The sequence below is a fragment of the Candidatus Cloacimonadota bacterium genome, from assembly GCA_019429305.1.
Taxonomy (GTDB): domain Bacteria; phylum Cloacimonadota; class Cloacimonadia; order Cloacimonadales; family JAJBBL01; genus JAHYIR01.
In genome coordinates this window covers 1-24,114 of record JAHYIR010000001.1, presented here as the reverse complement: position 1 = coordinate 24,114, position 24,114 = coordinate 1, and the positions used below count along the sequence as shown (strand labels likewise).

Here is a 24,114-nt window from a genome sequence, read left to right as displayed (position 1 = left end):
TAAAACCCTAAGCTTTGTTAATCACCCACCATGTGCCAGATGTATGATCTGCACAGAAGAATCATCAGGGATTTCTCTACTTTCATATTCTTCCGGTGGTACATATTCTTCGTTCAGATAAATACTGATCAAACTATAATCATAATTCATTTTTTTTAGTATATCTTTTATTGTCAGATCCTGTTGCCAGTTTAGTTTATCTCTATTATTGATAGTTATCATTTAAACTCCTTCTGCATGATGATCTCAATGACTGTATTTGCCTGCATATTGGCAACTAACGCAACTCGGGCAGAGCAGAGTCCATCTTTCATATCTGATCTTTGATCACCACAGACATAGAGATTACCGATACGAACCATTTTTAATTCGTTGCTCTTGCCATAACCGGCTACTCCGCTACCACATACCAATGGGATCTCTTTGTGATGACGAGACCAGCTGTCAATGAGCCAGTACTTTCTGTCTGCCAAGTCAAACGCTTCTACCATTACATCTATATCAGAGAAAATCTCTACGACATTTTGGGGAGTAAGTTCTTCATTTATCGTCGTTATCTTCACTTCCGGATTTATCCGCTGTATGATTTCTTTTAATGCTTCGGTCTTCATTTTACCTATATCATCCAAAAAGAAATACTGACGATTTAGATTAGATAGTTCCACTTTATCGAAGTCAGCAAGAAGTATCTCACCAATGCCTGCTCTGACAAGACTAACAGCTATATTGGTTCCTAAACCACCACACCCTGCTATACCAACCTTGTTGGCTTTTAGCTTCTCTCTCATCTTGGGAACATTTCTTAAGAATAAATCTTCGATATTCATCGCACTCTACCCCTGATCGGTTTTATTCTTTTCCTTTTTTTATGTAACTTAGACTTCAATCTGTACCTTTTCTCTGATCTATTGAAATGGTCGAACAATCTCGACTAATTCAGGCAGATCTATTCCTAATTCTTGTAATCTCTCTATTTTAGGAATTCCTTGCTTATTCCAACCACGTCTTTCATAGGCAGCATCCATTAACTTATTATATTGATCAAAGCGATGTTTACGGGTCATCTCCATCTTTTCTGTTAGGGATAGTTTTGTCGGATCTACTCCCAGATTTTCTTGAAGTTGTTTATCATAACGATCTTCTCTGGATAGGTATTCCTCCTCTGTAACAGGACCCATAGCCCTGTAAGGTGGCATGTCATCTTCTCTTTTGCCATAACCCATCATAACGCTCATAACTCTTTGCAAGTTATGAACTCTTGCTGACTGATCTAACATCTTCTGTTCATCGAGCTCCTTACCAGTCATCCCTTCAAAGAACTTCCAGTAATTTTCTACGTGATCTGGTATTTTTGCCGCTACTTGCGGCGGATATTTTTTTGCATTGTCGGCAGGGACTACATCGTTCCAGACAATTTTACAGAGACCCATCAAGCCAAACCAAGTTCTGAACAGCGGGAAATAATATAACGCTTCTGCTTTATCCTCGAATGTCGGTATTTGGTTATTGACCATATCCATAAAGATCAGCCAAGCTTCATCGTGCTGAGGACCTTTAACAGCCATAGCATAACCACCCTGTTGGGCTAATGATTCTTTGCTGACATATTCCGAATACTCGAGACCTTTTACTTCCATACCAATATCGTGCAACCATTGAGCTCTATCAGGATATTTCTTCTGGAGCTTTTCTTTCAGATATCTAATGCCCTGTCCCAATTCTACTCCGAAACCTTCTCCGCGTGACATCTCATGCAAGCATTCCAGAACTGCATCTCCGTTGCCGAAATTGAGTTCTTTGCCTCCGGTATCCTCTTTTGTGAGTATCCCAGCTTCATAACATTCCATAGCAAAGGCAGTTGCTGTTGCCATGGATATTGTATCAATTCCGTAAGTATCGCAGTAGAAATTGAATTCTACAACAAAATCGGGATCGAAACAACCCATATTCGTACAACCTGCTGCTGTTTCATATTCCGGTCCATCAACTACAACTTTGTCTCCCTTATAAGGACCTGTTTTCAATTCAAATCCATCTACTGCCTTAGAGCAAGCCATAGAACAACCACGCCAACAGGCATCTGCATGTTCCTGAGTAAAATACTTCTTCCTCAAAACGATGGAATCTGTTTTGGGTGTATCGGGATGAGAACCATACTTGAAATTATGAACCGGTAACAGATCATATCGGTCCATAACCTCTACGATATTTGCTGTTCCCACTTCACGCATGCAACATTGATGGCTATCAAGAGTTGCCATTTCGGCATTGACCTTCATTCCGTGATCACGAATGAGTTTTGGATCAACGGGATGATTCATATCATCAATGATCTCTATAGCTCCGGTTGGGCAGACATAAGCACATGAAGTACAGCCGATACAGTGTTTATCTACCTGTCCAAAAGGCATAGTTATATGACGCTTTATTCCTCTTCCGGCAAAATCTATTATTCTTTCCAAGATGAATTCTTTACACGCACGGACACACTTACCACATAAGATACATGCTTTATCGCTTTCTTCTGTCAACTCACTTCTGAATTTTGATCCGTCAGTTACTCCGCATTGTTTAGCAGCATCTTGTACCACTTTGACATTTGGCCATCTACCTAAATACATCTCAGCTAGTTTCTGGCGATGCTGTTTAACTCGCTCTGAATCTGTCCAAACTTTGATGTTTTCCCTAACAGGGTAATTACAAGAGGTGACTAACCTTCTCTTCCCTTTCACTTCTATCTCACATACACACAATCTACAAGAACCGTCCGGAGTTAAGTCTTTGTGATAACATAATGTAGGAACTACTATTCCAGCAGCTAATATTGGTTTAAGTAAAAAAGTATCCAGTTGAACTTGCAGTTCTTTTCTATCATTTACCAGTATTGTGACCATTTGATTACTCATTATTTCACCTCCACAGCATTAAAATTACAAACTTCGTAGCAGATACCACATTTAATACATTTTTCTTGATCTATAACATGCAATTTCTTGGTTTCACCTGTTATAGCAGCTACAGGGCAATTGCGGGCACATAACGTACAACCGGTGCAGTGCTCTTCACTGATAGAATATTTGATCAGTGGTTTACAAACTCCGGCACGACACTTTCTTTCTCGAATATGTTCGATATATTCATCCATGAAATAGTTCATTGTACTTAGTACAGGATTGGGAGCCGATCCTCCTAACTGGCATAAGCTGGCATCTCTGATAGTATCCGATAATGACCTTAACTCCTCGAGATCTTGTTCTTTTCCTTCGCCGTTGCAAATTCTCGTAAGAATCTTATTCAGAGCAAATAGCCCCTCACGGCATGGTGTACACTTTCCGCAAGATTCATCTATCAGGAAATCGACAAAGTATCTCGCTACATCCACCATACAGGTTTTGTCATCCATAACAATCATTCCACCGGAACCCATCATTGAACCTGCAGCAGTTAAAGAATCAAAGTCAACCGGCATATCGAGTTTACTAGCTGGCAAACAACCACCGGAAGGACCTCCTGTTTGTACTGCCTTAAACTCTCTATTATTAGGTATTCCTCCGCCAATTTCTTCGATAATCTCTCTCAAGGTTATACCCATAGGGACTTCAACTAAACCGGTATTGTGAATATCCCCTACTAAAGAGAAAACCTTGGTACCGGAAGAACCATTCCAAGGGTTCTCGCTAACATCTCCGCTACCTATTTGGGCAAACCATTCAGCTCCTTTAGTGATTATTACCGGAATATTAGCCCATGTTTCCACATTATTAAGAACTGTCGGTTTATCACGATAACCAACTTCAACATTATGAACATACTTGGCTCGCGGCTCACCTGCCATACCAGACATCGAAGCCATTAAAGCACTCGATTCACCACAGACAAATGCTCCGGCTCCACGATGGATATGAATATCAAAGTCGATACCCTTTTGGAGGATATTTTTCCCAAGTAACCCATATTCTCGGGCTTGTTCAATCGCCTTCTGCAATCTCTCCATTGCCAGTGGGTATTCTTTTCGGATATAGATAAATCCCTCTTTCGCACCCACAGCTATAGCTCCGATTATCATCCCTTCCAGAACAGTATGAGGATCAGTTTCAATTATACTTCGGTCCATATAGGCACCGGGATCCCCTTCGTCTGCATTACAGACTATATAGATTTCTTCATTCTTATTTTGGGCAGTTTTATAAGCAGTTTCCCATTTCCAACCTGCAGGGAAACCACCGCCTCCTCTTCCGCGAATAGCAGATTTCTTAACTAAATCGATAATATCTTGTGGTGTAAGTTCTGTCAGAGCTTTCTTTAGTCCCTGATATCCATCACGAGCTATGTAATGATCAATATTCTCCGGGTCAATTAACCCTTTGTTTCTTAATGCTATTAAATACTGCTTAGTAAAGAACTGGATATCTTTCATCTTTTCATTAACTTCACCGCTGAGTGGATCTTTATGCAGGCATCTCTCTACTACAACACCATTACTAAGGTGGGATTCAACTATCTCTTCCACATCTTTCAATTTTAGTTTTTGATAAAAGATCCCATCCGGTTGCACTACACAGATAGGACCAACGGCACAGAATCCGTTACAACCTGTTCCAACAGTCAGATAGTCTTCCGAAAGATTATGTTTTTTAAGTTCCTCCACGAACTTATCTCTAATCGTCATACCACCGGCAGAAACGCAACCTGTACCAGTACAGACCATCAACATCCCTTTATAATTTGCCCAGCGCTCTTTTTCAGAACCGGCAATTTTTGTCAGATCATCAATACTTATATTCTTCATCATTTCTGTTCTCCTTCTCTTTGATCTGTTTCAGGGTCTTTGATCAACCGTTCGACATCTTTTACCTGTACATTACCTACTACCTTTTCACCAATTTTGATGACCGGCGCAATACTGCAAGCACCCAGACAAGCAACAGCTTCTAAGGAGTATTTTTTATCTTTCGTTGTTTCACCACACTTAATACCTAAGATCTGTTCGAAACGGTCAATAATTCGGGCAGCACCTTTTACATGACAGGTAGTTCCCATACAGACCTGAATATTTAATTCTCCTTTTTCATCCAAGGAGAGTGATTTATAGAAAGTTGCTATATGATAAAGGTAAGCTTTAGGTTTGCCGGTCTCTTTATTGATCAGATCAATCGCTGTCTGAGATATATGTCTGAACTCTTGTTGGATGTCCTGCATCATCTCTATGACATATTCCTCATCTTTATGCCATTTATTGATTATGTCTATAATCTTGGTTATATCTCCTTCATCTTCTTGAATAGATATCTTTTCAGGACGTAACAGATGGGCAACTTTGCTCTCTTCAATACGCCAAGCGGGAGTTATATCAAGGTTCTTGGCTACTATAGCTTTCAATCCTTTATCACGAAATACCATGCCAATGCCACCACGTCCGGCCTGCTTAAACCTCGTTACTCCTCTTCTCCAATCCCAGAATGAGAAGTTAAGCATAGCTATTCGAGAATAAGCGGCAGCACTACCAGAAGAAACTACAGCAACATTACGTTTGTCTAACTCATTATCTGCGTACATCTCAGTTAGCTCTTCAGCTAAGATATGTGAATCGAGATGTTCTTCCGGAGCTGTTTCAATCCTGATCTTCCCTTTGGCAGCATCAATAACCAATACAACATCTTCTTCTGCTTTCCCTATGACCAACAAAGCATCAAATCCAGCAAATTTCAAATAAGGTCCAAAATATCCACCGACATTACTGTCGATCATAATATTGGTCAGTGGCGATATTGCTGTAACTAAGGTTTTCCCGGAACCCGGAAAAGATGTAGTACCACCTAAAGGACCCGGCGAGAAGCAAATAGGGTTCTCTGGACTATCCCAACGAGTTTGAGGGGTAATCTCCTTAAAAGTTAACCAAAGATCAAACCCTTTTCCTCCAACCCAAAGATCCTTCATCTGTTCGGTAACCAGTTGAATAGTGACCTCTTTTTTCATTAGATCTACCCGCAGATAGCGATTGGCGTATCCTTTATCCAACTCAACTACATCAAAGGAGTACTCTAATAATATGTTGTGTTTCTCTTGCATTTTGGCAATTTTAGATTTCATCACTTCTAATGCCATCTTATGGCCTCCTTATCTATTTTTTATTTTCTTAATTTTATCAGGTTCTATCCTTTAGATTGAAGCTCTGTATTCAAGATGCTGAAAATTACTATGAATTTGTAATGAAACCCTTCTTAATAAACAGTCTTAACGTCAAGGGATTTTCCCCCTGAATCAGGTAAACCCTTAACAGAGAGGATAATTATGATAGAAGGTGTAAAGGTAAAATGTCGATCGGTATAACTAAAAAGAGATATTTTCTCTAAAAATCTCTGTAAAAACCTAAATTAAACTCTTTTGATAGAGTCTGAATCTTTTATATACTTGTCCACCTACTCTTTCCATTTCAGCTCTGACTTTTGTATTCGTCTCCATTTCGTGATGGCTGTCTATGTATTCATAACCGGTGGCAATAGCTGATGTTAGCATGTGATAACCCATCAAAATATCAACTCCTTTACCTCGATAAGATTCTTTAATAGCACCGAGATATACATCGAGCTTTTTCGCTTTTCTCCGAGCTGATAGAATATGATAAAAACCGAAGGGAAAGAGTCGTCCTTTTGCCTTAATCAAACCCTTTGCTAAACTAGGAATTCCAATAATAAAGCCAACTACATCACCTTGATTATTGACAGCGATTTTGACAAATCGGGGATCTATAACAGGAATATATCTTTTCGCTAAATGTTTCATTTCTTCTTCGTCGAGTTCGGAATAACCATAGATATTGATAAAACACTCATTCATTAAACGGAATATTGGCACTATGTATCTCTTCAGAGCTTTTCTTTTTTGAAATTCAAGGAGTTTTACTTCTTTGTATTGCTTCACTCTCTCATAAACTTTCCGATAAAAATCAGTCATAGCGTTCTTCAAATCTATTTTATAAACTACATAATCCATCTCTTTGCTATAACCTAACTGCTCCAGATGGTAGTTAATATAGGGGAAGTTCTGATAAGTGACCAGATTGGGAATATGTTCAAATCCTTCGATCATAAAGCCTTCCGGATCCTCTTCAGTCCATCCCATCGGTCCGATGATTTTCTCCATTCCTTTCTTTTTCGCCCAGTTTTCAATAAAATTTAGCAGAGCTCGGGTAACTTCAATTCTATCAGGAGACTCCAGATGAGTAAACCGCACATTAATCAAGTTTTGTTTTTCATTGTAGCGTTTGTTAATTATCCCTCCAATCCTGCCAATAATCTGATCTTCTTCATATGCTAAAGCAAAGATCGTATCACAATAGGAATGGGATAAGTTCTGTTTAGGATCAAGTAGCTTTTTTTCTTCAGAATGGATAGGTGGAACCCAGTTAGGATGATCTTTATGCAATTTCGCCGGTAACTTGACAAATTGATTAACCTCTCGTTGAGATTTTATCTCTCGGATTTCAATCGACATACTTTCCCCTTCATAAGATTAATGATTATTTTGTAGAATAGAGTTCGAGAATATTACCATTGGGATCAGCAAATTGCGCACAAACACCAAGATTTCCCCCTAGTGAATACGTTTCTTTGATGATCACTCCCCCATATTGTAAAATTTTATCGGATACTTCTAGTATATCATCCACTGTAATAGAAAAACTGAGACTATTGATGGATGGTTTTAAACTACTATCCAAAGCACCACTGATGTTACCGGCTTTAAACAGAGTAAAGGATTCGTTGTATTCTGTTAATTGAAAGTTAAAAACATTACTATAAAAAATGCGGGCTTTTTGAATATCTGGAGCCGGTATAACTAACCATTCTATAGAGTATAGTTTCTTCTTATAATCCATCACACCGCATAATCACTAGTTCTAAAGGGAAATTATTTATCTTATTTTCATTGGAAAAACGATGATCAGGAAATAAACTTTTTCATGGTAGAAACGGCTTCTGCAAGACCTGTGAATACTGCACGAGAGACAATGCTATGTCCAATATTATACTCTTCTATTATGTTTAAGGCAGTTAATCCAAACACATTATGGTAATTTATGCCATGCCCCGCAACAACTCTCATGCCTGCAGATTTAATAGCTTTACTTGCCTTGTAAATCCTTGCTAGTTCATTTTTAATATCTTGTTCATCTTTAGCATTGGCATAAGTTCCGGTATGTATCTCTACTGCTTGGACTTTTAGTCTATCAGCAGTTTTTATTATTTCTAGATCCGGTTCGACAAAGAGACTTACCTCAATTCCGTTATCTATAAGCTCTTTGATGCTATCTTCCAATCCTTTTATATTGAGATTCAACCCCCCTTCTGTAGTGAGTTCTTCTCTTTTTTCAGGTACAAGCGTGACCGTATCCGGTTTAATTGATTTAGCTATGGCTATAAGTTCTGTAGTCAGTGCCATTTCCAAATTCAGTTTTGTTTGTACTATACCTCGCAGCATCTTAACATCCCTGATCTGGATATGTCTTCTATCCTCTCTTAAATGAACAGTAATCTGGTCTGCCCCGTTTTGTTGAGCAATAAGAGCAGCATGTAAAGGTTCAGGTTCAATGCCCAATCTTGCCTGTCTTATGGTAGCAATATGATCAATATTAACACCTAATAAAGCCATCTTAAAGAGCTCCTTTCTTGAGTTTAAAACCGAAATATTCTTCATTGATATAGATATCTGCTTTATCCCTTAGATCTTTGATATGTCTATCTACTTCCAACTCATATTCAATCTGGCATAATCTCTTTTTTAGAGGTTCTTTTACCTCATCAAACGAAAGCGTACCCGGTTCTTTGCGTTCGGTAACCATAATTATATGATAGCCATGTTTTGTTTTTACCGGTTGGCTGATCTCATTTACTTTCAAATTAAAGGCAGTCTCATCGAATTCTTTGACCATCTTACCTTTGACTATATACCCCAGATCTCCTGCCTGACAACAACTTGGACACTCAGAACACTTTTTCGCTACCTGGTCAAAATCTTTAGGATTTTTAATCTCTTGTCGTAATTCCTCAGATCCTGCCAATCCCTTGTCTAAGGTTGTCAGGATATGTGAAACTCGAATCATCAATTCTGTATTGAATAGTAGGATATTTTTTTCATAAAACTCTCGAAGATATTGATCATCCACATCAAACTCTTTTGAAACACAACTTTCCAAATAACGTCGGACTAGAATCTTATCATACAGTCTCTGTAACATCTGTTCATGGGTCAATCCAGTTGATTTGAGAAACTCTTCATACTCTTCAGAAGTTTTAAAACACATTTGGAAGTTTATCATCTCCTGTTGTACTTCATCTTCTGAAACACTCAGATTCTGAAGTCGTGCTTCTTCTAATATTATGGCACCGCTAATGAGATTATCTAAGGCGATTTCTTTCATTTGGGCATTAACTTGCTGTCGATTTTTTTCTCGGAGCAATCTGTTCAATTCGGCCAGAAACTCTCTTTCATCAATATCGTAATTGTTGACACTGGCAACAATCATTATTTACCTTCCTTTATATTTTTGTTCCAAAAAAAACTAACATAATTAGCTTCTTTCTACTCAAGATAATGCTTTATCTTCACTTTCCAAGAAATATTTGATCCTGTCTAGCAGGTCATGTACTTTGTAGTCGGTAATATGAATAATCATATCGAAAAAAACCTTTCTATACCACGTTAATTGACGTTTGGCATAATTGCGAGTATCTTTCTTTGCTTCTTCCAGACAGGTAAGAAATGAAGTATTCTCCTTAATAAAAGGAATGAATTCTCTATACCCTACAGAGGTAATCCCCGGATCATCTTCACTATATCCGGCTTCTAATATTTGCTTTATCTCATTGATCAATCCATCTTGGATCATCTTTTCTAGGCGACTGTTTATTCTCTCATAAAGTATTTGGCGGTCTTCCGTAACCATTATCCTGCAAGTATTATATTTCTTTTCAATTTTTTCTTGATTCTCCCAATGTTCTCCAAGGCTTTTACCGGTAGCAATCCATACTTCTAATGCTCTCTTGATGCGATAACTATCATTCTGATGGATCCTATCTGCAGAATTAGGATCAACATTTAACAGCATTTGAAATAGATAATCTGTCCCTTTGCTGTCTTCTAATTCTTCCAGATCAGTACGAATTTTTTCAGGTATTTCTGGTGCCGCAAAAAGCCCTTCCAGAAGTGATTTTATATAAAACCCAGTACCACCACAGATTATGGGAATTTTCCCTTCAGAGTTTAGTTGTTTTAGTATTGTATCGGCATCAGAGGAAAATTGACCGGCACTGTATTCTTCATTGGGTTCAACAATATCAATTAAGTGATGTTTTATCCTTTCTCTTTCTTGCTTCGTTGGTTTTGCTGTACCAATATTCATGTAGCGGTAGATCTGTCTTGAATCCGCAGATATGATTTCTGTCTCCAAAGCTTCTGCTATCTGTATAGCTAAAAAGCTTTTCCCTGCTGCTGTCGGACCTTCTATGATAATTAAAGGGATCATATTCTTTTGAATTTTCTCTCCAAATCGGTGAGAGTGAATTTTATCAGTACCGGTCTGCCGTGTGGACAGAAATAAGGAACCTGACAGGCAAAAAGATCGTTTATAAGTTGCAGCATCTCTTTGCGGGATATTTTATCTCCTGCCTTAATAGCGGCTTTACAGGCTACTGCTTTGGCGATACTGTCTCGAAAATCTTCTGTTTCTTTATATTCATCTTGTAATTGAGATAGAATTTCAATAAACACCTCTCCCCCATCCCAGTTACCCAATTCTACCGGGATTTCATCAATAACAACCGAATCCCCACTAAAAGTTTTCAGAGAGAAGCCAACCATATTGAATAATTCCGGATTTTCTTCTAACATAATAGAGACTGTCGGTCTGAGTATTGGGGGTATATCAACAACAATCGGAAAAAGCATCTTTTGCGATTCTGCAGGTACTCCGCACATCCTATGGAAAACTTTTTCATAGATGATCCTTTCATGGGCAGCATGTTGATCGATCATGATCAAACCATCCTCACTCTGAACTAAAATATAGCTGTTATGTAGCTGCCAAGGGTTAACAACCTCTTCTTCAGGAGGTAGATAAAGATCCGCAGGAATAGCTCTCTGTTCCAACGGTGCTATATTTACTGTCGTCCCACCCTCTGAAGCATCTGATTTAAAGATATCGGGTTGATACAGCTCATTCAGAATGACATTCATCTGCCTGAGTTCTTTCTTATTGGCTTTCTTGGCAAGCATCTGCTTTTCAAGGATACTTGGGCTTCCCCCCTGATATGTTAGATCAAACTTTTCTTTGGCGATCTTGAACTTGCTCTCCTGATAGCCCAATAAAGCTTGAATAATAGTAGATTTAAGATAGCTATGCACGAGATGCGGATCTCGGAATCTAACCTCTAACTTAGCCGGATGAACATTAAAGTCTATCAACTCAGGATCAATGTTCAAAAATAGGATATATGGCGGTGTTTTCCCCTGTTGATAGATGCGATACTTTTTTATAAACGGCTCATAAGCTGCTCTAATAGAATGAATTACGATGCGGTCTCTAATAAATCTGCCATTGATAAAGATATAGCGGTAATCATCATAAGTACCTTTTGATTCCTCTAAACCGGCAATATATCCATTGATCTCTACTTGGTCACTTTTTGCTGAAATCTTCACGAAATCCTGTTTGTAAAAACCACTCCCTAATACAGCTGAGAGTCGTTGTGTCTGATCTTTAACAGCCGGATAGTTTAATTTCTCCTGTCCGTTACTAATCAATCTTATCTGGATATCAGGAAAGGTCAGTGCCTGATAATGCATATAATCGGTGATATGTTTTAACTCCACCTGTTCTGATTTAAGAAAACTCTTACGGGCAGGTAGATTATCGAACAATCTTTGTACAGTTACTTCCGTACCCCTATTAGCAGGCACTTTACTAACATTTCTTATCTTCCCGAATTCAGCTTCTATCTTCGTAGCAGTTTCACTTTCTTCATCTTTTGTTATCATCTCCAGACGGCTTACAGAAGCTATACTCGGTATTGCTTCTCCCCGAAAGCCAAGAGAAGAGATTTTGATTATATCTTCTACATTGCGGATCTTACTGGTTGCATGCCGTTCAAAAGCTAAAAGAGCATCTTCTTCACTCATTCCGAGACCATTATCAATAACCTGAATTTTCTTTCTACCACCATTTTCAATAATAACAGTGATCTTTGTTGCCTCTGCATCGAGTGCATTTTCTACCAACTCTTTTACTATTGAAACAGGGCGATCAATAATCTCACCGGCAGCTATCTTATTACTTACCTCTTCTGACAATACCTTAATTCTATTCATTTTCCCTCAATAGCTTAACTCCCATTATCTAAATCATTAGTCAATAAATCTTCTGTCTATCATAAAGAATTTTCTTTAATATAGTTAGTCAGACGGGAGAGGCAGTTCACATATGAGCCCAGTTCATTATCGTACCAGCCATATATCTTAGCATGAGTTACCGGCATTTCCAGCATCTTATCAGTTTTTATTCCCTGAAGAGCTAATGCTTCAGGTGGAAAATCTATAAATCCTGTTCTTGTATGGGTTTCATGTGCTTCGATAACAATTGCTGCCATTGTACCAATTAGATCAGCTGAAACATTCTGTCTTTCACTATATATCAAAAGATCTTTTTGTGCACCATTTGCAGCTGCTTGATAAACATCATTGATTACTTTACGGTTGATGATGGGATCTCCTAAATCATTCAATTGAGTATAAAAAGTTACATTCAGATTTATCAAAGAAACGGTATTAGTAGGAATACGAACACTATCCGCCATGAAGCCAATATGTTTAATAATAGGCATCACCTGTTCTAAAGCTTTTGTGACCCCAGTCGTAGAGAGAATGATGTTATTCAAAACACTACGTGTCTTTCGAAGATCAGTTGCTGCTGTCTTGGGCAAACTATCCAAAATGGACTGTGTATTTGTTGCGGCATGTATCGTACTCATCGAGGCAGTCACTACACGTGAAGTTAATTTATTCTCTAATAGTGGCTTTATCATGTGTGCTAAACCCGTTGTTGTACAGGAAGCTGCAGATATTATGTGGTGCTTCCTTGGGTCATAATCCAGATGGTTTATTCCGTAGATCATAGTCTTAGAATCTGCACTGTTATTAGAACCGGCTTTTATTTTAAAAGGTGCACTACAAATAACTTTGAGAGCTCCTGCCTCCAGATGTCCACGCAGGCAGGGTTTACCTGCTTCAGCAGTCAATGTTGGATCAAGAAAGTTGCCGGTGCAATCCACAACAATTTTTGCACCTTCATTTAACCAATTTATATCTTTAGGGTTCCTATTTTTCCGCAGAATTTTTACAGGAATTCCATCTATTTCCAGTATCGGCATCTTTGCATCTAAGATAGTAATAGATGCCTTTTTTCCTGTCATACCATAGAGAAACTTATGAATAGAACCATAAGTGCTGTCCGTCTCAACAGCTTGAATGAGATCATCGAGATCTTTTCCAATCTCACGTCCACAATTCACTATTATACCATCGAATTTTTTGAGGTGAATCTGGTTCCACAACAACAGCTTACCAATTCTACCCATACCATTGATACCGAGTAAATCTTTGTTTTTTAAACTAAGATCCATTTTTCTATACTCCTTTATATTTTATACTATCTTAATGCATTTACACTCTTTAATGGATAGTGGCCTAAGTAGATAGATCCACTGGTGGCATCCAAAGCAATTTTATCGCCAGCTACTAAACTGAAATTACCAATGCGACAAGTTGCTACTTCTTCGTTTACTACTAATTCGCGACAATTCACTACTCCGATTAATCCAAGTCGTGTAGCAGTCACTGCAGCGTGGGAAGTTACACCTCCTCGGGAAGTAAGTAAACCTTGACATTCGAATAGCATATCCATATCATCCGGAACTGTGTCAGGTCTAACCAGAATCAATGCTGAATCCTTATTAGCAAAACGCTCAATATCTTCTTTAGTAATTACAATTATACCGTTAACAGCACCTTTCCCTATCCCTATACCAGTTCCGATCAGTTTACGTTTGCTATTATCTAAAGCTAACACATTATAATCCGGTGTTTTATGAATAACTTGATTTCTTGTTTGGAGGATATAAAGTTTTTCTTTATTGGGCCTTTCAAAGGTAAATTCAATTTCCTGATGAGGATAGTTGCGATCTTCAATCAGCTTTTTCGCATAAGACAACAATGCATGATACAATTCCGAGAAATCTTTTTCTAAAGATATCTCTGTTGAATGCTGTCCTTGCTGTCTTTGTGATTCTGAAATCGGTAAAGTATGTACCAGACCAGCCACAACATCTTCACCTTGACTACACAATTTAAAATCTCCATTCAAACAGATCCCAAGCTGTGGATTCCAATCAGCATATGTGAATAATACCCCTGTTCCGGAGTCAAGAGATATGTTGCCTAACACCATCTTCTGAATGATTACAGCTGTACCCCATTCATCCGCTATATGTAGTTTTTGTCGATATAGTTTTGCTCGTTCAGTGTTCCAGCTATCCAAAACATGCGATATTGCCTTATAAACCTGCATAAATGGTTCTTGTTCTAAGTAAATGTCATTTTCTGCTAAAACAGCCTTATATTCATCAACCATTAAACGCATCTGATCATCAGTAAACTCAGTTTTCAACTCGACTTGGTACAACTTTTTGAAACGGATCATAACAGCATCGAAATCATCCCTGTCAATACCATGAGCCATTCCCCAACTTTGAATTAATCGCCTATAGCAGTCCCAAGCCGTCCATCCATAATTAGGTCTTTGGGAAAGCTTCAATGTAATTTCATCAGTCAGTCCTATATTGAGGAAAGTATCCATAGCTCCGGGAAGACTTAACGGAGCACCAGATCTAACAGATAAGATCAATGGTCTTTCCGGATCTCCTAATCGTAAACCTGTATATTGCTCTAATCGCTTAATATTTTGCCATAAAAGATCGTCAAATTCATTAGAGATATTCGGATGTGTATTAATGATATCACGATATCTATACAGATCAGTAGTGATAACAAAACCTGGTGGTATAGGAAATTCATATTGGTACATTCTCTTCAAAAAGTATGCCTTTGAACCCAAGAGCACTTGATTTTCTATACGGGAATTCTTGGTATAAAGATGGAAAAAAAGCTTATCCGGATCATATGACATTACTCTAGATATATCGTTTGAAGCAAATAGGTATTTCATCTCTTCCAGTGAATCTAATATGCTAGCTATAAAATTATCCAAACCTTGCACCAAGAAAGAGGTCGAGAACAGATTACGATAAAATTCTTCAGCAAAAATTTCTGATGCTTCTTTGCTTTTATAAAGCTGGCTGATCTTTTTAATCTCACTATCGTAAAATCGATAATAGTATTCGTTAATTATTTCATTTATACTATCTTTCAGTAGTCTGAAAATATCTAAATACTGGTCAAGTGAGAGATTTGTTATATTCACTACTGACCTCAACATTGCCAATGCAGAACTAAAGGCATCATTAGTTACCATCTCTTGCTTCATTGCATAGTCATAAAGGTCAAGAATGCGAATAATCCGACGTAGTGTTTTCCCATTTATATAATGTATGTTTAACTGAGCAATATTCCTTTCAAAGAGTCTGCGAATTACATTCTCCAGTCTAAATACCATTCCCATAGCATCCAATTTCGGCTCTTTATAAACACCGTACATAGATGGAATCCCTGCGGCTATATGTCTTTTGTAATAAATGTTTTCCCAACCGGTACTTTGTTTGGAGTCCAAAATCGTAATATTTAGTCTTTCAATATAGTTAAGCATGAGACGGATTGAACTTTCGTAATCCTTACGGACCAAACAATGCCGTAGCCGATTTTGTTCTTTTGCAGTAAAAAAGCTATAATGAGAGAGAAATTTTATTACGTCATGCGGGTCTAAATTGTATTTATCCTTGAGAAGAAAGTGACAATAGCAAAGCAACTTCAAGCGTTTTAGAAAAAAATCATCATTTCTATCTTCAAACAATCCTTGAACTTTCTGCCAAGAGAGACTTAAAAGTTCCTCAGCGCTAAAACCTTTATCTTGTAGAAAATGGTTAACGATCTTACTCTGCTTTCTAGTATTTTCATCTGGCCGCTGAATATAGTTTTTTACATCTTCAGGGATAATCTTGTTGAGATGTTTAGGATTCAGATCGATCCAGTATGCTAAGATCTTTTCTATCAAAAGTATGTGAGTATTGTTACTTTCACTATGCAATTGTTTACGCAGGAAATGTATCAAACGGTCATTGCGATGACCTATTTCATCTATTTCTGTACTGATATCTCGTATTTCACCCTCTGCTCCAATTTCATTGAAAAAGACAGGGAAAAGACGTAAGAGATGTTTTATTTGTACAAACAATGGCTTTATGTCAGAGTTCAGGAAAGACGATACATCCTTTTGAAAAAGATCGGTATCGGAAATAAATACACCTTGGCGAGTGAGACTAATGATCATGTGAGCCAGAAGGTTTTTACATTGTAGGGGATCAATCGCTATTAACTCCAAATAGACTCTAAGATGCTTTATATGGTTTTTATCTACCTCGATCTGCCAGTCATCAGTTATGTGAATATCTCCCGGAGGGGTAAATCCTAAGTCAATAATCTTCCGCAGTAGAGTGTTTTTTAGTTCTTGATCCTCTCCTGATAAAACTGTTTTACCGATGGTATGTAGACAATCCAAAACAATAGTAAGATGACTTTGTCGAAGATCATTAAAAGCTTTAAACAGAGAATCGAGCATTGATAAAATTTCTTCCGGTGAGAGTTCTTTGTTTAAATCAGCCAATTGCCGGTTCAGATCCCATAAAAGATGATCTCGCAAATCAACCATACCCGGCAAACTTAAAAGATAGAATATGTAATGTATCCTCTCAGTTAGATGAGTAAACTCTCTTAGAAAATCGCGATGTTGAGCAGCTATATCATTGAAAGCAGGTATATCACTCAAGGAGCTCATGTCTTTTCTATATCTCAATTTCCGCAGCCAGTTCTGGTAATAATCCTTCCCGATAGCATTATTTAGCTCAACGATACTTACGTTATTCGATGAGCCTATGCGTTTGTATAAACTCTCAATATCTGTGTTCTTTTCCCAATATTTTAGACTTTCTTTCAGGAGATTCTTTACTATCTGAAAAAAAATATCCTCTTCTGTTTGAAAAGTAATCAAACGATTCAGACTTTTACGGCACAACCCACTCAATCGGATAAAAACATCTTTCTTATGCTTTATCCAATCTTGTAATATGATTTTGATATTGTCTAAAACATTAATTGTTAAGTTTCTGTGATCGGAAAGAGCTGAAACAAATTCCAAAAACAACTGAATTAAGAGTTTTTCTTGATTTGGTTTTTTACATACAGTATCCAGTTTCTTAAACAGCTTAATTATAACCTTAATAGCATTAGTAGATTCTGGCACTTGCACATAAAGCCACAAATCTCCCAGAACACACTGCCGCATCATTAATATTACTGTATCGGGATTGACATACGGGTGATATAACTCTTCTAAAAAGCGCTTACAACGCTCTTGAATGCCATAATACTCATCAGATAAGGAAAGCAAAAACAACGCATCCTTATCGAGTATTATATCGGCAACTTTGGTCGCAGCAAGGTTGTCAGCTAATGCCTTAGAATCTAATGTTTCCAAAACCATATCCTCTAAAAATAATATTAAAAGAGCTCCTTAGCTCCATAATCCTCTTAAAAGTGATGTTCTTTTTGTCAAGTATGATTCCTGAGATAGAAATACTTCTCTCAGACTTTTCATAAATATGTAATACATTGAGTTAGCAGAGAGATCTACAGAATAAATCACCTTACCTCTCTTAATAATATTATAGATTTATTGTAACAAAAAAAGTCCCCGTTCAATACGAGGACTTTTATTTATGTCGATATAGTTTACTCTATTTAGAATTCTTGAGCCATTCTCTTATAGGCAGTGTATCGTTCCTTAACGAACTTTTCGATCTCTCCCCTGTAATTGTCGAACTTATCTGGGAAAGTGTTCTTCAAAGAACTATAACGTTTCTCATTATCGAGGAATTTAGTAACCGGTTCACCAGGTTCTTTGGAATCCAATTGTAACGGATTTTTCCCCTGCTCTCTTAAACGAGGATCATAACGGTACAGTATCCAATAACCGGAATCTACTGCCAGTTTTTCTTCTTTTTGGGTCAATGACATATCAAGACCATGATTTATACAAGGTGCATAAGCTATTATAATAGAAGGACCATCATAAGTTTCGGCTTCGATGATAGCTTTAGTGAGCTGGTTTTTATCGTATCCCATGGCTACTGAAGCTACATAGATATAACCGTAACTCATCAGCATCATACCGAGATCTTTCTTAGTTGTCTTTTTCCCTGATTCAGCAAATCTCGCAACCGCTCCTAAGGGAGTTGCTTTTGATGCCTGACCTCCGGTATTGGAATAAACTTCTGTATCCATAACCAGTATATTCACATTCCTATTGGAAGCCAGCACATGATCAAGACCACCGTACCCAATATCATAAGCCCAACCATCACCACCAAATGCCCAGACACTCTTTTGGATGAAATAGTGTTGTAGCTCTATAATTCTCTTAACATAAGGATCGGTTTTTTCGTTACCCAATGACTGAGACAACATCTTCTTGATCAATTTGACATTCTCTTTGGCTTCTTTTCCGGTCTCCTTCCAGAGTTCTTTTGCCTTTTGCAGAGCTTTTATCAGCTCAGAATCAGTTCCTATCTCCAGTAATTTGTCTATATTGAGAGCTAACATACGACGATTGGAATCGACTGCTAGCCGCATCCCAAAGCCATATTCGGCATTATCTTCAAAGAGCGAATTAGCCCAAGTTGGACCTTCCCCATCTGAATTCTTACAATATGGAATACTCGGGAAAGTGCCTCCCCAGATTGAAGAACAACCAGTAGCATTCGCAATGATCATTCTATCACCATAGAGCTGAGTAATAAGTTTAACATATGGTGTTTCTCCACATCCTGCACAGGCACCGGAAAACTCCAATAACGGTTGTTTGAACTGGCTACCTTTGACGGTAGTCTCTTTTACGGAATCGCCGATCACATCATTCGGTAAAGATTCAAAGAAGAGCTCATTGTTAAATTCTCCAGCTTCTCTTTCTTCTTCTACCGGCTTCATCTCTAATGCCTGTACAGGGCACTCGATAACACAGTTGCGGCAGCCCTGACAGTCTTCTATATATACTTGAACCTTGAAGTTGTAGTTATCCTTGTCTTTACCTGCAGCTTCCAGTGTGGTAAAAGTATTTGGTGCCTTATCGAGTAGTTTTTTATCGATAAGTTTGACTCGTATAGCTGCATGTGGACAGACAAACGAACAACGGTTGCACTGGATACACTTCTCAGATATCCAATGTGGTACTATCGCTGAAACTCCTCTCTTCTCCAGTCTGGTAGTTCCGGAAGGGACATAACCATCGAGAGGCATCATAGAAACAGGTATTTCATCCCCTTTCTCTCTCATTATCGGTTCGATAACTTTTCTTATAAATTCGTTCGAATCGTCAGGAACGAGTTTTTTATGATCAGAACATTGTCCCGGTATCTCTTGTGGTACCGGTATCTCTTTCAGTGCTTCATCGGTTTTATCAACTGCTTCCCAGTTCATTTTGACGATATTCTCACCTTTTTTTTGATAGGTCTTCTTGATAGCGGCTTTGATCAATTTGATTGCTTCCTGTCTCTCCAGTACACCTGAGATCAGGAAAAAGGCAGTTTGCATCACAGAATTGATTCTATTGCCTAAGCCAACTGCAGTAGCTATCTTCAAGGCATCAATGTTATAGAATTTGATCTTTTTCTCGATAATCGTCTTCTGCATATCTTCGGTTAACTTACAGAAAGCTTCCTCTGCAGTCCAATTAGAGTTAAGCAGAAATGTTCCCTTCTCTTTAATTCCTTCTAAAAGGTCATACCTGCCAATAAATGCCTGATTATGACAGGCGATAAAGTCGGCATTTTGCACTAAATAAGGTGATTGGATCGGCTTTTTTCCAAATCGCAGATGGCTTCTGGTTATACCACCAGATTTTTTGGAGTCATATTGGAAATAACCTTGAGCGTACATATCGGTACTATCACCGATTATTTTGATCGAGTTCTTATTTGCTCCTACGGTTCCGTCAGAACCGAGACCCCAGAACTTACAACTTATTGTTCCTTCAGGGATAGTATTGATATGATCCTTTATCGGTATGGAATGATTGGATACATCATCATTAATACCAACCGTAAAACCATGAGTACATTTATCGTTTAAATGCTCATAAACAGCTTTTACCATCGACGGCGTAAATTCCTTTGATGATAGACCATATCTACCACCAATAACTTTTATATCACGCCTTTCTTGCAGAGCAGTAACTACATCGAGATAAAGAGGTTCGCCAATCGAACCCGGTTCTTTTGTCCTGTCCAGAACAGCTATCTTCTTAACAGAAGAGGGGATAACCTTTAAAAATCTCTCAACATCAAAAGGACGGTATAATCTTACTTTGATCAGACCAACCTTATATCCATGATTATTCAGGTATTGAATCGTCTCATCGATAGTATCACAACCACTTCCCATTGCGACAATAACTCTATCTGCATCAGGAGCTCCGAAATAGTCAAAACAGTGATATTGTCTGCCAAATTTTTGAGCAAACAGATCCATATATTCTTGCACAATAGCAGGTGTGACTTGGTAATATTTATTTACCGTTTCTCTACCCTGAAAATAGACATCAGGATTCTGTGCACCAACTTTTACTCTTGGTAACTCGGGATTCATAGCTCGAGAGCGAAACTCTTCGATATACTTCATATCAACGAGTTCTTTGAGAGCATCATAATCCATCACCTCGATTTTCTGTACTTCATTGGAGGTACGAAAACCATCAAAAAAGTTCAAGAACGGTACCTTAGATTTGAGAGTTGCCAAATGACATACCGTAGCCAGATCGAGTACTTCCTGTACTGAACTTCCTGCCATTAAAGCAAAGCCGGTATTGCGTGCCGACATAACATCGGAATGGTCACCAAATATAGATAACGACTGGCAAGCTAAAGATCGAGCAGAGACATGAAATACCGTAGGCAACATCTCCCCCGCTATCTTGTGCATATTAGGTAACATCAGCATCAACCCTTGTGATGCTGTAAATGTTGTAGTTAGCGCTCCTGCTGATAAGGCGCCATGTACTGCCCCGGCAGCTCCGCCTTCAGATTGTAATTCAACTACCTCAACAGGTAAACCAAATATATTCTTACGACCTTCAGCTGACCAAGCGTCTGAAAGCTCACCCATCGGCGAAGAAGGTGTTATTGGATATATCGCTGCTACTTCACTTAAGGCATACGCTACATGAGCCGCTGCAGTGTTACCATCCATCGTTTCTTTCTTTACTCTTGACATAAGTCCCCCTTTTACTCCTATTTTTTCTTTTTTTAAACAAAAAATCATCCTCTAAAAAAACGTCAATGATAATCGGAATTTTTAGCTGATAATAGGATACATTAACGTTTCAGAGATCTTAATGATCACTTTGATCCTCTAATTATATCATCCTGAGTCTCCTTCACCAAAATAGTAAAACCAATTCTATATAGCAATCCATTTTGGTGAAGTATGAAGATAGCGTCTATTTGCATTGAGGAATTAATCTCTTCTATCTCTCCAAAACAAAAGTAACCGGTCCGTCATTAGTAAGACTGATCTTCATGTAGGCACCGAAACTTCCCAGTTTTGGCTTTATCCCGTGTTTTTCCAATTCAAGAGCAAACTCTTCATACAATTTCTCTGCCTTTTCCGGTTCAGCAGCAATAAAGAAATCTGGTCTTCTACCTCTATCTGTATTAGCACAAAGAGTAAATTGTGAAACCAAGAGGATCTCGCCACCGATGTCTTTTACCGACAGATTCATTTTGCCCTCTTGATCAGGAAAGATCCTCAATTCAACTATCTTTTTTGCTAACCAAGGAATTTGATTCCCATCGTCTTCTGCAGCAATTCCAAGCAACAGCAAGAGTCCTTTACCCATAGATGCGATCACCTGATCAGCAACTTTGACAACTGTTTGCTCTACTCTTTGTATGACAACCTTCATCATTTATACCTCAGTAATGATTGATGTTAAGAGATACGTCTCAAGTCAAGTCTAATTGTCGTGAGTATTCACGAATCGTAGTTTGTAGAAGAGCTAGTGAAATCAAATGTCATAATAAGTAATATTAGTTTTTCTTCTTAAGCTTCCTGATGGTGTTTTATAACCCTACCAGCGGTCATGAAGATTGTATCTTCGGCAATGTTAGTTGATAAGTCAGCAATTCTTTCTAAGTTCTTTGAGATTCTGATCAGATGAAAGGCTCTCTCAACGGTTTGAGGATCCTTGATCATCTCCTCTATTAATTCTTTTATGATCTCTTCATTCATGTTATCCACTTTAGAGTCACGCACACAAACACTCATAGAGAGTTTAGTATCTTCATCAGCGAAAGCTGAAATACTGTCTCGTATCATCCCTATAGTTTCTTTTGCCATAGGTGGAATAGTCTTAATCAAGTTCAGAGCTGGTCTTTCGATCAAGAATTGACTACTTTCTGCTATATTTACTGCCTGATCACCGATTCGTTCAATGTCATTGTTGATTTTATATATCATCAGGACAGTTCTCAGATCCTTGGCTTCCGGTTGAAAGAGAGCTATTGTGTTAGTACATAACTCTTCGATCTCGATCTCCATTTGATTTATTTCACTTTCGTGTCTCATAACTTCAAACAGTTTATCGGAGTAACCCTCAATTAAACCATCAATACTTTTCTCTATCATCATCTGAACAATGTTTGCTTCAGCAATTAGCTTTTCTTTTAGTTTCAAGATCTTCTCTTTTATCATTTTCTTCTCCTTTTATAAAACAGATTAAAACCTTAGATTTCTCATCCTCTACATAATTAAAACTATCTAAGGTTATTTCTGTTACTAAGTTAACAGATACTCAATTTTACATTATGTATGTTAAAAGCCAATAATCGAAGTGTTAAGATAATGTTAAAATGATGCACTCAGACAGTTTTGTTTTATAATGCCTTATCTGTTTACTGGTGTTCGGCAAAGAACTCAATTTTACATGTTTTAGGTATTCTTTTATAAGATTTCTGCCTATTCAGGCTGTCAAATACCACTGCTCAACTCTAACCCAAGTTTAACAGTTCCTTTATACTTTATTAACAAATATTTGGTAACCCTTAAGTGTCAGTATGTGGAGAAATAGTTCTCCGCTAAAACAAACTAAGGAGTTTAGAAATGAGGAAAATAACCTTACTTTTTTTGGTAATTCTATTATGCTTCAGTTTTATTAGTTTAGAAGCACAAAGAAGAGTTGAGCTTTTAGGTGCCGGTGCATCTTTCCCTGCACCATTAGTGACAGCTATGGCTGATGAGTATCGTGATGTTACCAACGGTAGAGTAACTATAAATTATCAATCAATAGGATCTGGTGGCGGTATTCGCCAGTTCAGTGAGCAGACCATAATGTTTGGCATGACCGAAGCATTTCTTTCCGACGATGTCATGAGAAACATCGAGCAAAATACCAGTGGTAAAGCTTTCAATATGCCAATTACTTTGGCTGATGTGGTTGTCACCTATAATCTTCCCGGTATAGAGAAAGGATTGATTTTTGACGGTCCTCTCTTGGCTGACATTTTTTTAGGAAAGGTTAAAACCTGGAATGATAAGAGAATTCAAGACCTTAATCCGGGGAAAAGACTCCCCAGATTGCCGATTCAAGTCGTTCACCGTTCAGACGGCTCAGGTACTACTAATCTTTGGACAAGTTATTTAACTAAAGTATCCAAAGAATGGGAAACAAACATCGGTTATGCTACCAGTGTTAACTGGCCTACTGGTATTGGTGCTAACGGTAACGAAGGTGTTGCCGGCGTGGTTGTTAATACTCCAGGTGCTATCGGATATAACAGTTTT

Annotated in this window: 17 protein-coding genes; 1 reads left to right on the top strand and 16 read right to left on the bottom strand. The window is 38.0% G+C overall.

Going from position 1 to position 24,114, the window contains the following annotated elements:
* Window positions 1-21 precede the first annotated feature (21 nt).
* The 16 genes from K0B81_00085 to phoU form a co-directional block, all read right to left on the bottom strand.
* On the bottom strand, window positions 22-222 hold the full coding sequence (locus tag K0B81_00085; GenBank protein ID MBW6514998.1) for a MoaD/ThiS family protein: 201 nt from the start codon (window positions 220-222) through the stop codon (window positions 22-24).
* Window positions 219-827, bottom strand: a complete 609-nt coding sequence (thiF, locus tag K0B81_00080) for a sulfur carrier protein ThiS adenylyltransferase ThiF (GenBank protein ID MBW6514997.1) — start codon at window positions 825-827, stop codon at window positions 219-221. The genes K0B81_00085 and thiF overlap by 4 nt, the downstream gene beginning before the upstream one ends.
* Before the next feature lie 78 nt (window positions 828-905).
* A complete protein-coding gene (locus K0B81_00075; protein MBW6514996.1) occupies window positions 906-2,906 on the bottom strand; it encodes a (2Fe-2S)-binding protein in 2,001 nt (666 codons plus the stop codon).
* Window positions 2,906-4,789 (bottom strand): 4Fe-4S binding protein, encoded by a 1,884-nt coding sequence (locus K0B81_00070; GenBank protein ID MBW6514995.1) that lies wholly within the window; start codon window positions 4,787-4,789, stop codon window positions 2,906-2,908. Before K0B81_00070 ends, K0B81_00075 begins: the two co-directional genes overlap by 1 nt.
* Entirely contained in the window at window positions 4,789-6,105 is a 1,317-nt protein-coding gene (locus K0B81_00065) for an NAD(P)H-dependent oxidoreductase subunit E (GenBank protein MBW6514994.1), read from the bottom strand. Before K0B81_00065 ends, K0B81_00070 begins: the two co-directional genes overlap by 1 nt.
* A 264-nt stretch (window positions 6,106-6,369) precedes the next feature.
* Window positions 6,370-7,494 (bottom strand): hypothetical protein, encoded by a 1,125-nt coding sequence (locus tag K0B81_00060; protein ID MBW6514993.1) that lies wholly within the window; start codon window positions 7,492-7,494, stop codon window positions 6,370-6,372.
* 25 nt (window positions 7,495-7,519) lie between these two features.
* On the bottom strand, window positions 7,520-7,879 hold the full coding sequence (locus tag K0B81_00055) for a VOC family protein (protein MBW6514992.1): 360 nt from the start codon (window positions 7,877-7,879) through the stop codon (window positions 7,520-7,522).
* A gap of 65 nt (window positions 7,880-7,944) precedes the next feature.
* Complete coding sequence (locus K0B81_00050) at window positions 7,945-8,652, bottom strand: pyridoxine 5'-phosphate synthase (protein MBW6514991.1); 708 nt, start codon at window positions 8,650-8,652, stop codon at window positions 7,945-7,947.
* 1 nt (window position 8,653) lies between these two features.
* Window positions 8,654-9,526, bottom strand: a complete 873-nt coding sequence (locus K0B81_00045) for a peptidylprolyl isomerase (protein MBW6514990.1) — start codon at window positions 9,524-9,526, stop codon at window positions 8,654-8,656.
* Between the two features lie 60 nt (window positions 9,527-9,586).
* On the bottom strand, window positions 9,587-10,525 hold the full coding sequence (gene miaA / locus K0B81_00040; GenBank protein MBW6514989.1) for a tRNA (adenosine(37)-N6)-dimethylallyltransferase MiaA: 939 nt from the start codon (window positions 10,523-10,525) through the stop codon (window positions 9,587-9,589).
* Complete coding sequence (gene mutL / locus K0B81_00035; protein ID MBW6514988.1) at window positions 10,522-12,366, bottom strand: DNA mismatch repair endonuclease MutL; 1,845 nt, start codon at window positions 12,364-12,366, stop codon at window positions 10,522-10,524. Before mutL ends, miaA begins: the two co-directional genes overlap by 4 nt.
* A 59-nt stretch (window positions 12,367-12,425) precedes the next feature.
* A complete protein-coding gene (locus tag K0B81_00030; protein MBW6514987.1) occupies window positions 12,426-13,676 on the bottom strand; it encodes a glyceraldehyde-3-phosphate dehydrogenase in 1,251 nt (416 codons plus the stop codon).
* 26 nt (window positions 13,677-13,702) lie between these two features.
* Window positions 13,703-17,758: a pyruvate phosphate dikinase gene (locus K0B81_00025; protein ID MBW6514986.1), complete on the bottom strand. Its 4,056-nt coding sequence runs from the start codon at window positions 17,756-17,758 to the stop codon at window positions 13,703-13,705.
* 263 nt (window positions 17,759-18,021) lie between these two features.
* A complete protein-coding gene (gene nifJ / locus K0B81_00020; protein ID MBW6514985.1) occupies window positions 18,022-21,546 on the bottom strand; it encodes a pyruvate:ferredoxin (flavodoxin) oxidoreductase in 3,525 nt (1,174 codons plus the stop codon).
* A 253-nt stretch (window positions 21,547-21,799) separates the two neighbouring features.
* Window positions 21,800-22,237, bottom strand: coding sequence for a D-tyrosyl-tRNA(Tyr) deacylase (gene dtd / locus K0B81_00015; protein ID MBW6514984.1), 438 nt, complete (start codon window positions 22,235-22,237; stop codon window positions 21,800-21,802).
* Window positions 22,238-22,374: 137 nt separating this feature from the next.
* The gene (gene phoU, locus K0B81_00010) at window positions 22,375-23,025 is read right to left on the bottom strand and encodes a phosphate signaling complex protein PhoU (GenBank protein MBW6514983.1); all 651 of its coding nucleotides are present in this window, start codon (window positions 23,023-23,025) and stop codon (window positions 22,375-22,377) included.
* Between the two features lie 408 nt (window positions 23,026-23,433).
* Here phoU and pstS point away from each other — a divergent pair.
* Window positions 23,434-24,114: phosphate ABC transporter substrate-binding protein PstS (gene pstS, locus K0B81_00005; GenBank protein ID MBW6514982.1), on the top strand; the 681-nt coding region annotated here is incomplete at its 3' end.

Coding starts and splice junctions, on each gene's coding strand:
- K0B81_00085 (MBW6514998.1), bottom strand. CDS start 222: ATGATAACTATCAATAATAGAGATAAACTAAACTGGCAACAGGATCTG.
- thiF (MBW6514997.1), bottom strand. CDS start 827: ATGAATATCGAAGATTTATTCTTAAGAAATGTTCCCAAGATGAGAGAG.
- K0B81_00075 (MBW6514996.1), bottom strand. CDS start 2,906: ATGAGTAATCAAATGGTCACAATACTGGTAAATGATAGAAAAGAACTG.
- K0B81_00070 (MBW6514995.1), bottom strand. CDS start 4,789: ATGAAGAATATAAGTATTGATGATCTGACAAAAATTGCCGGTTCTGAA.
- K0B81_00065 (MBW6514994.1), bottom strand. CDS start 6,105: ATGGCATTAGAAGTGATGAAATCTAAAATTGCCAAAATGCAAGAGAAA.
- K0B81_00060 (MBW6514993.1), bottom strand. CDS start 7,494: ATGTCGATTGAAATCCGAGAGATAAAATCTCAACGAGAGGTTAATCAA.
- K0B81_00055 (MBW6514992.1), bottom strand. CDS start 7,879: ATGGATTATAAGAAGAAACTATACTCTATAGAATGGTTAGTTATACCG.
- K0B81_00050 (MBW6514991.1), bottom strand. CDS start 8,652: ATGGCTTTATTAGGTGTTAATATTGATCATATTGCTACCATAAGACAG.
- K0B81_00045 (MBW6514990.1), bottom strand. CDS start 9,526: ATGATTGTTGCCAGTGTCAACAATTACGATATTGATGAAAGAGAGTTT.
- miaA (MBW6514989.1), bottom strand. CDS start 10,525: ATGATCCCTTTAATTATCATAGAAGGTCCGACAGCAGCAGGGAAAAGC.
- mutL (MBW6514988.1), bottom strand. CDS start 12,366: ATGAATAGAATTAAGGTATTGTCAGAAGAGGTAAGTAATAAGATAGCT.
- K0B81_00030 (MBW6514987.1), bottom strand. CDS start 13,676: ATGGATCTTAGTTTAAAAAACAAAGATTTACTCGGTATCAATGGTATG.
- nifJ (MBW6514985.1), bottom strand. CDS start 21,546: ATGTCAAGAGTAAAGAAAGAAACGATGGATGGTAACACTGCAGCGGCT.
- dtd (MBW6514984.1), bottom strand. CDS start 22,237: ATGAAGGTTGTCATACAAAGAGTAGAGCAAACAGTTGTCAAAGTTGCT.
- phoU (MBW6514983.1), bottom strand. CDS start 23,025: ATGATAAAAGAGAAGATCTTGAAACTAAAAGAAAAGCTAATTGCTGAA.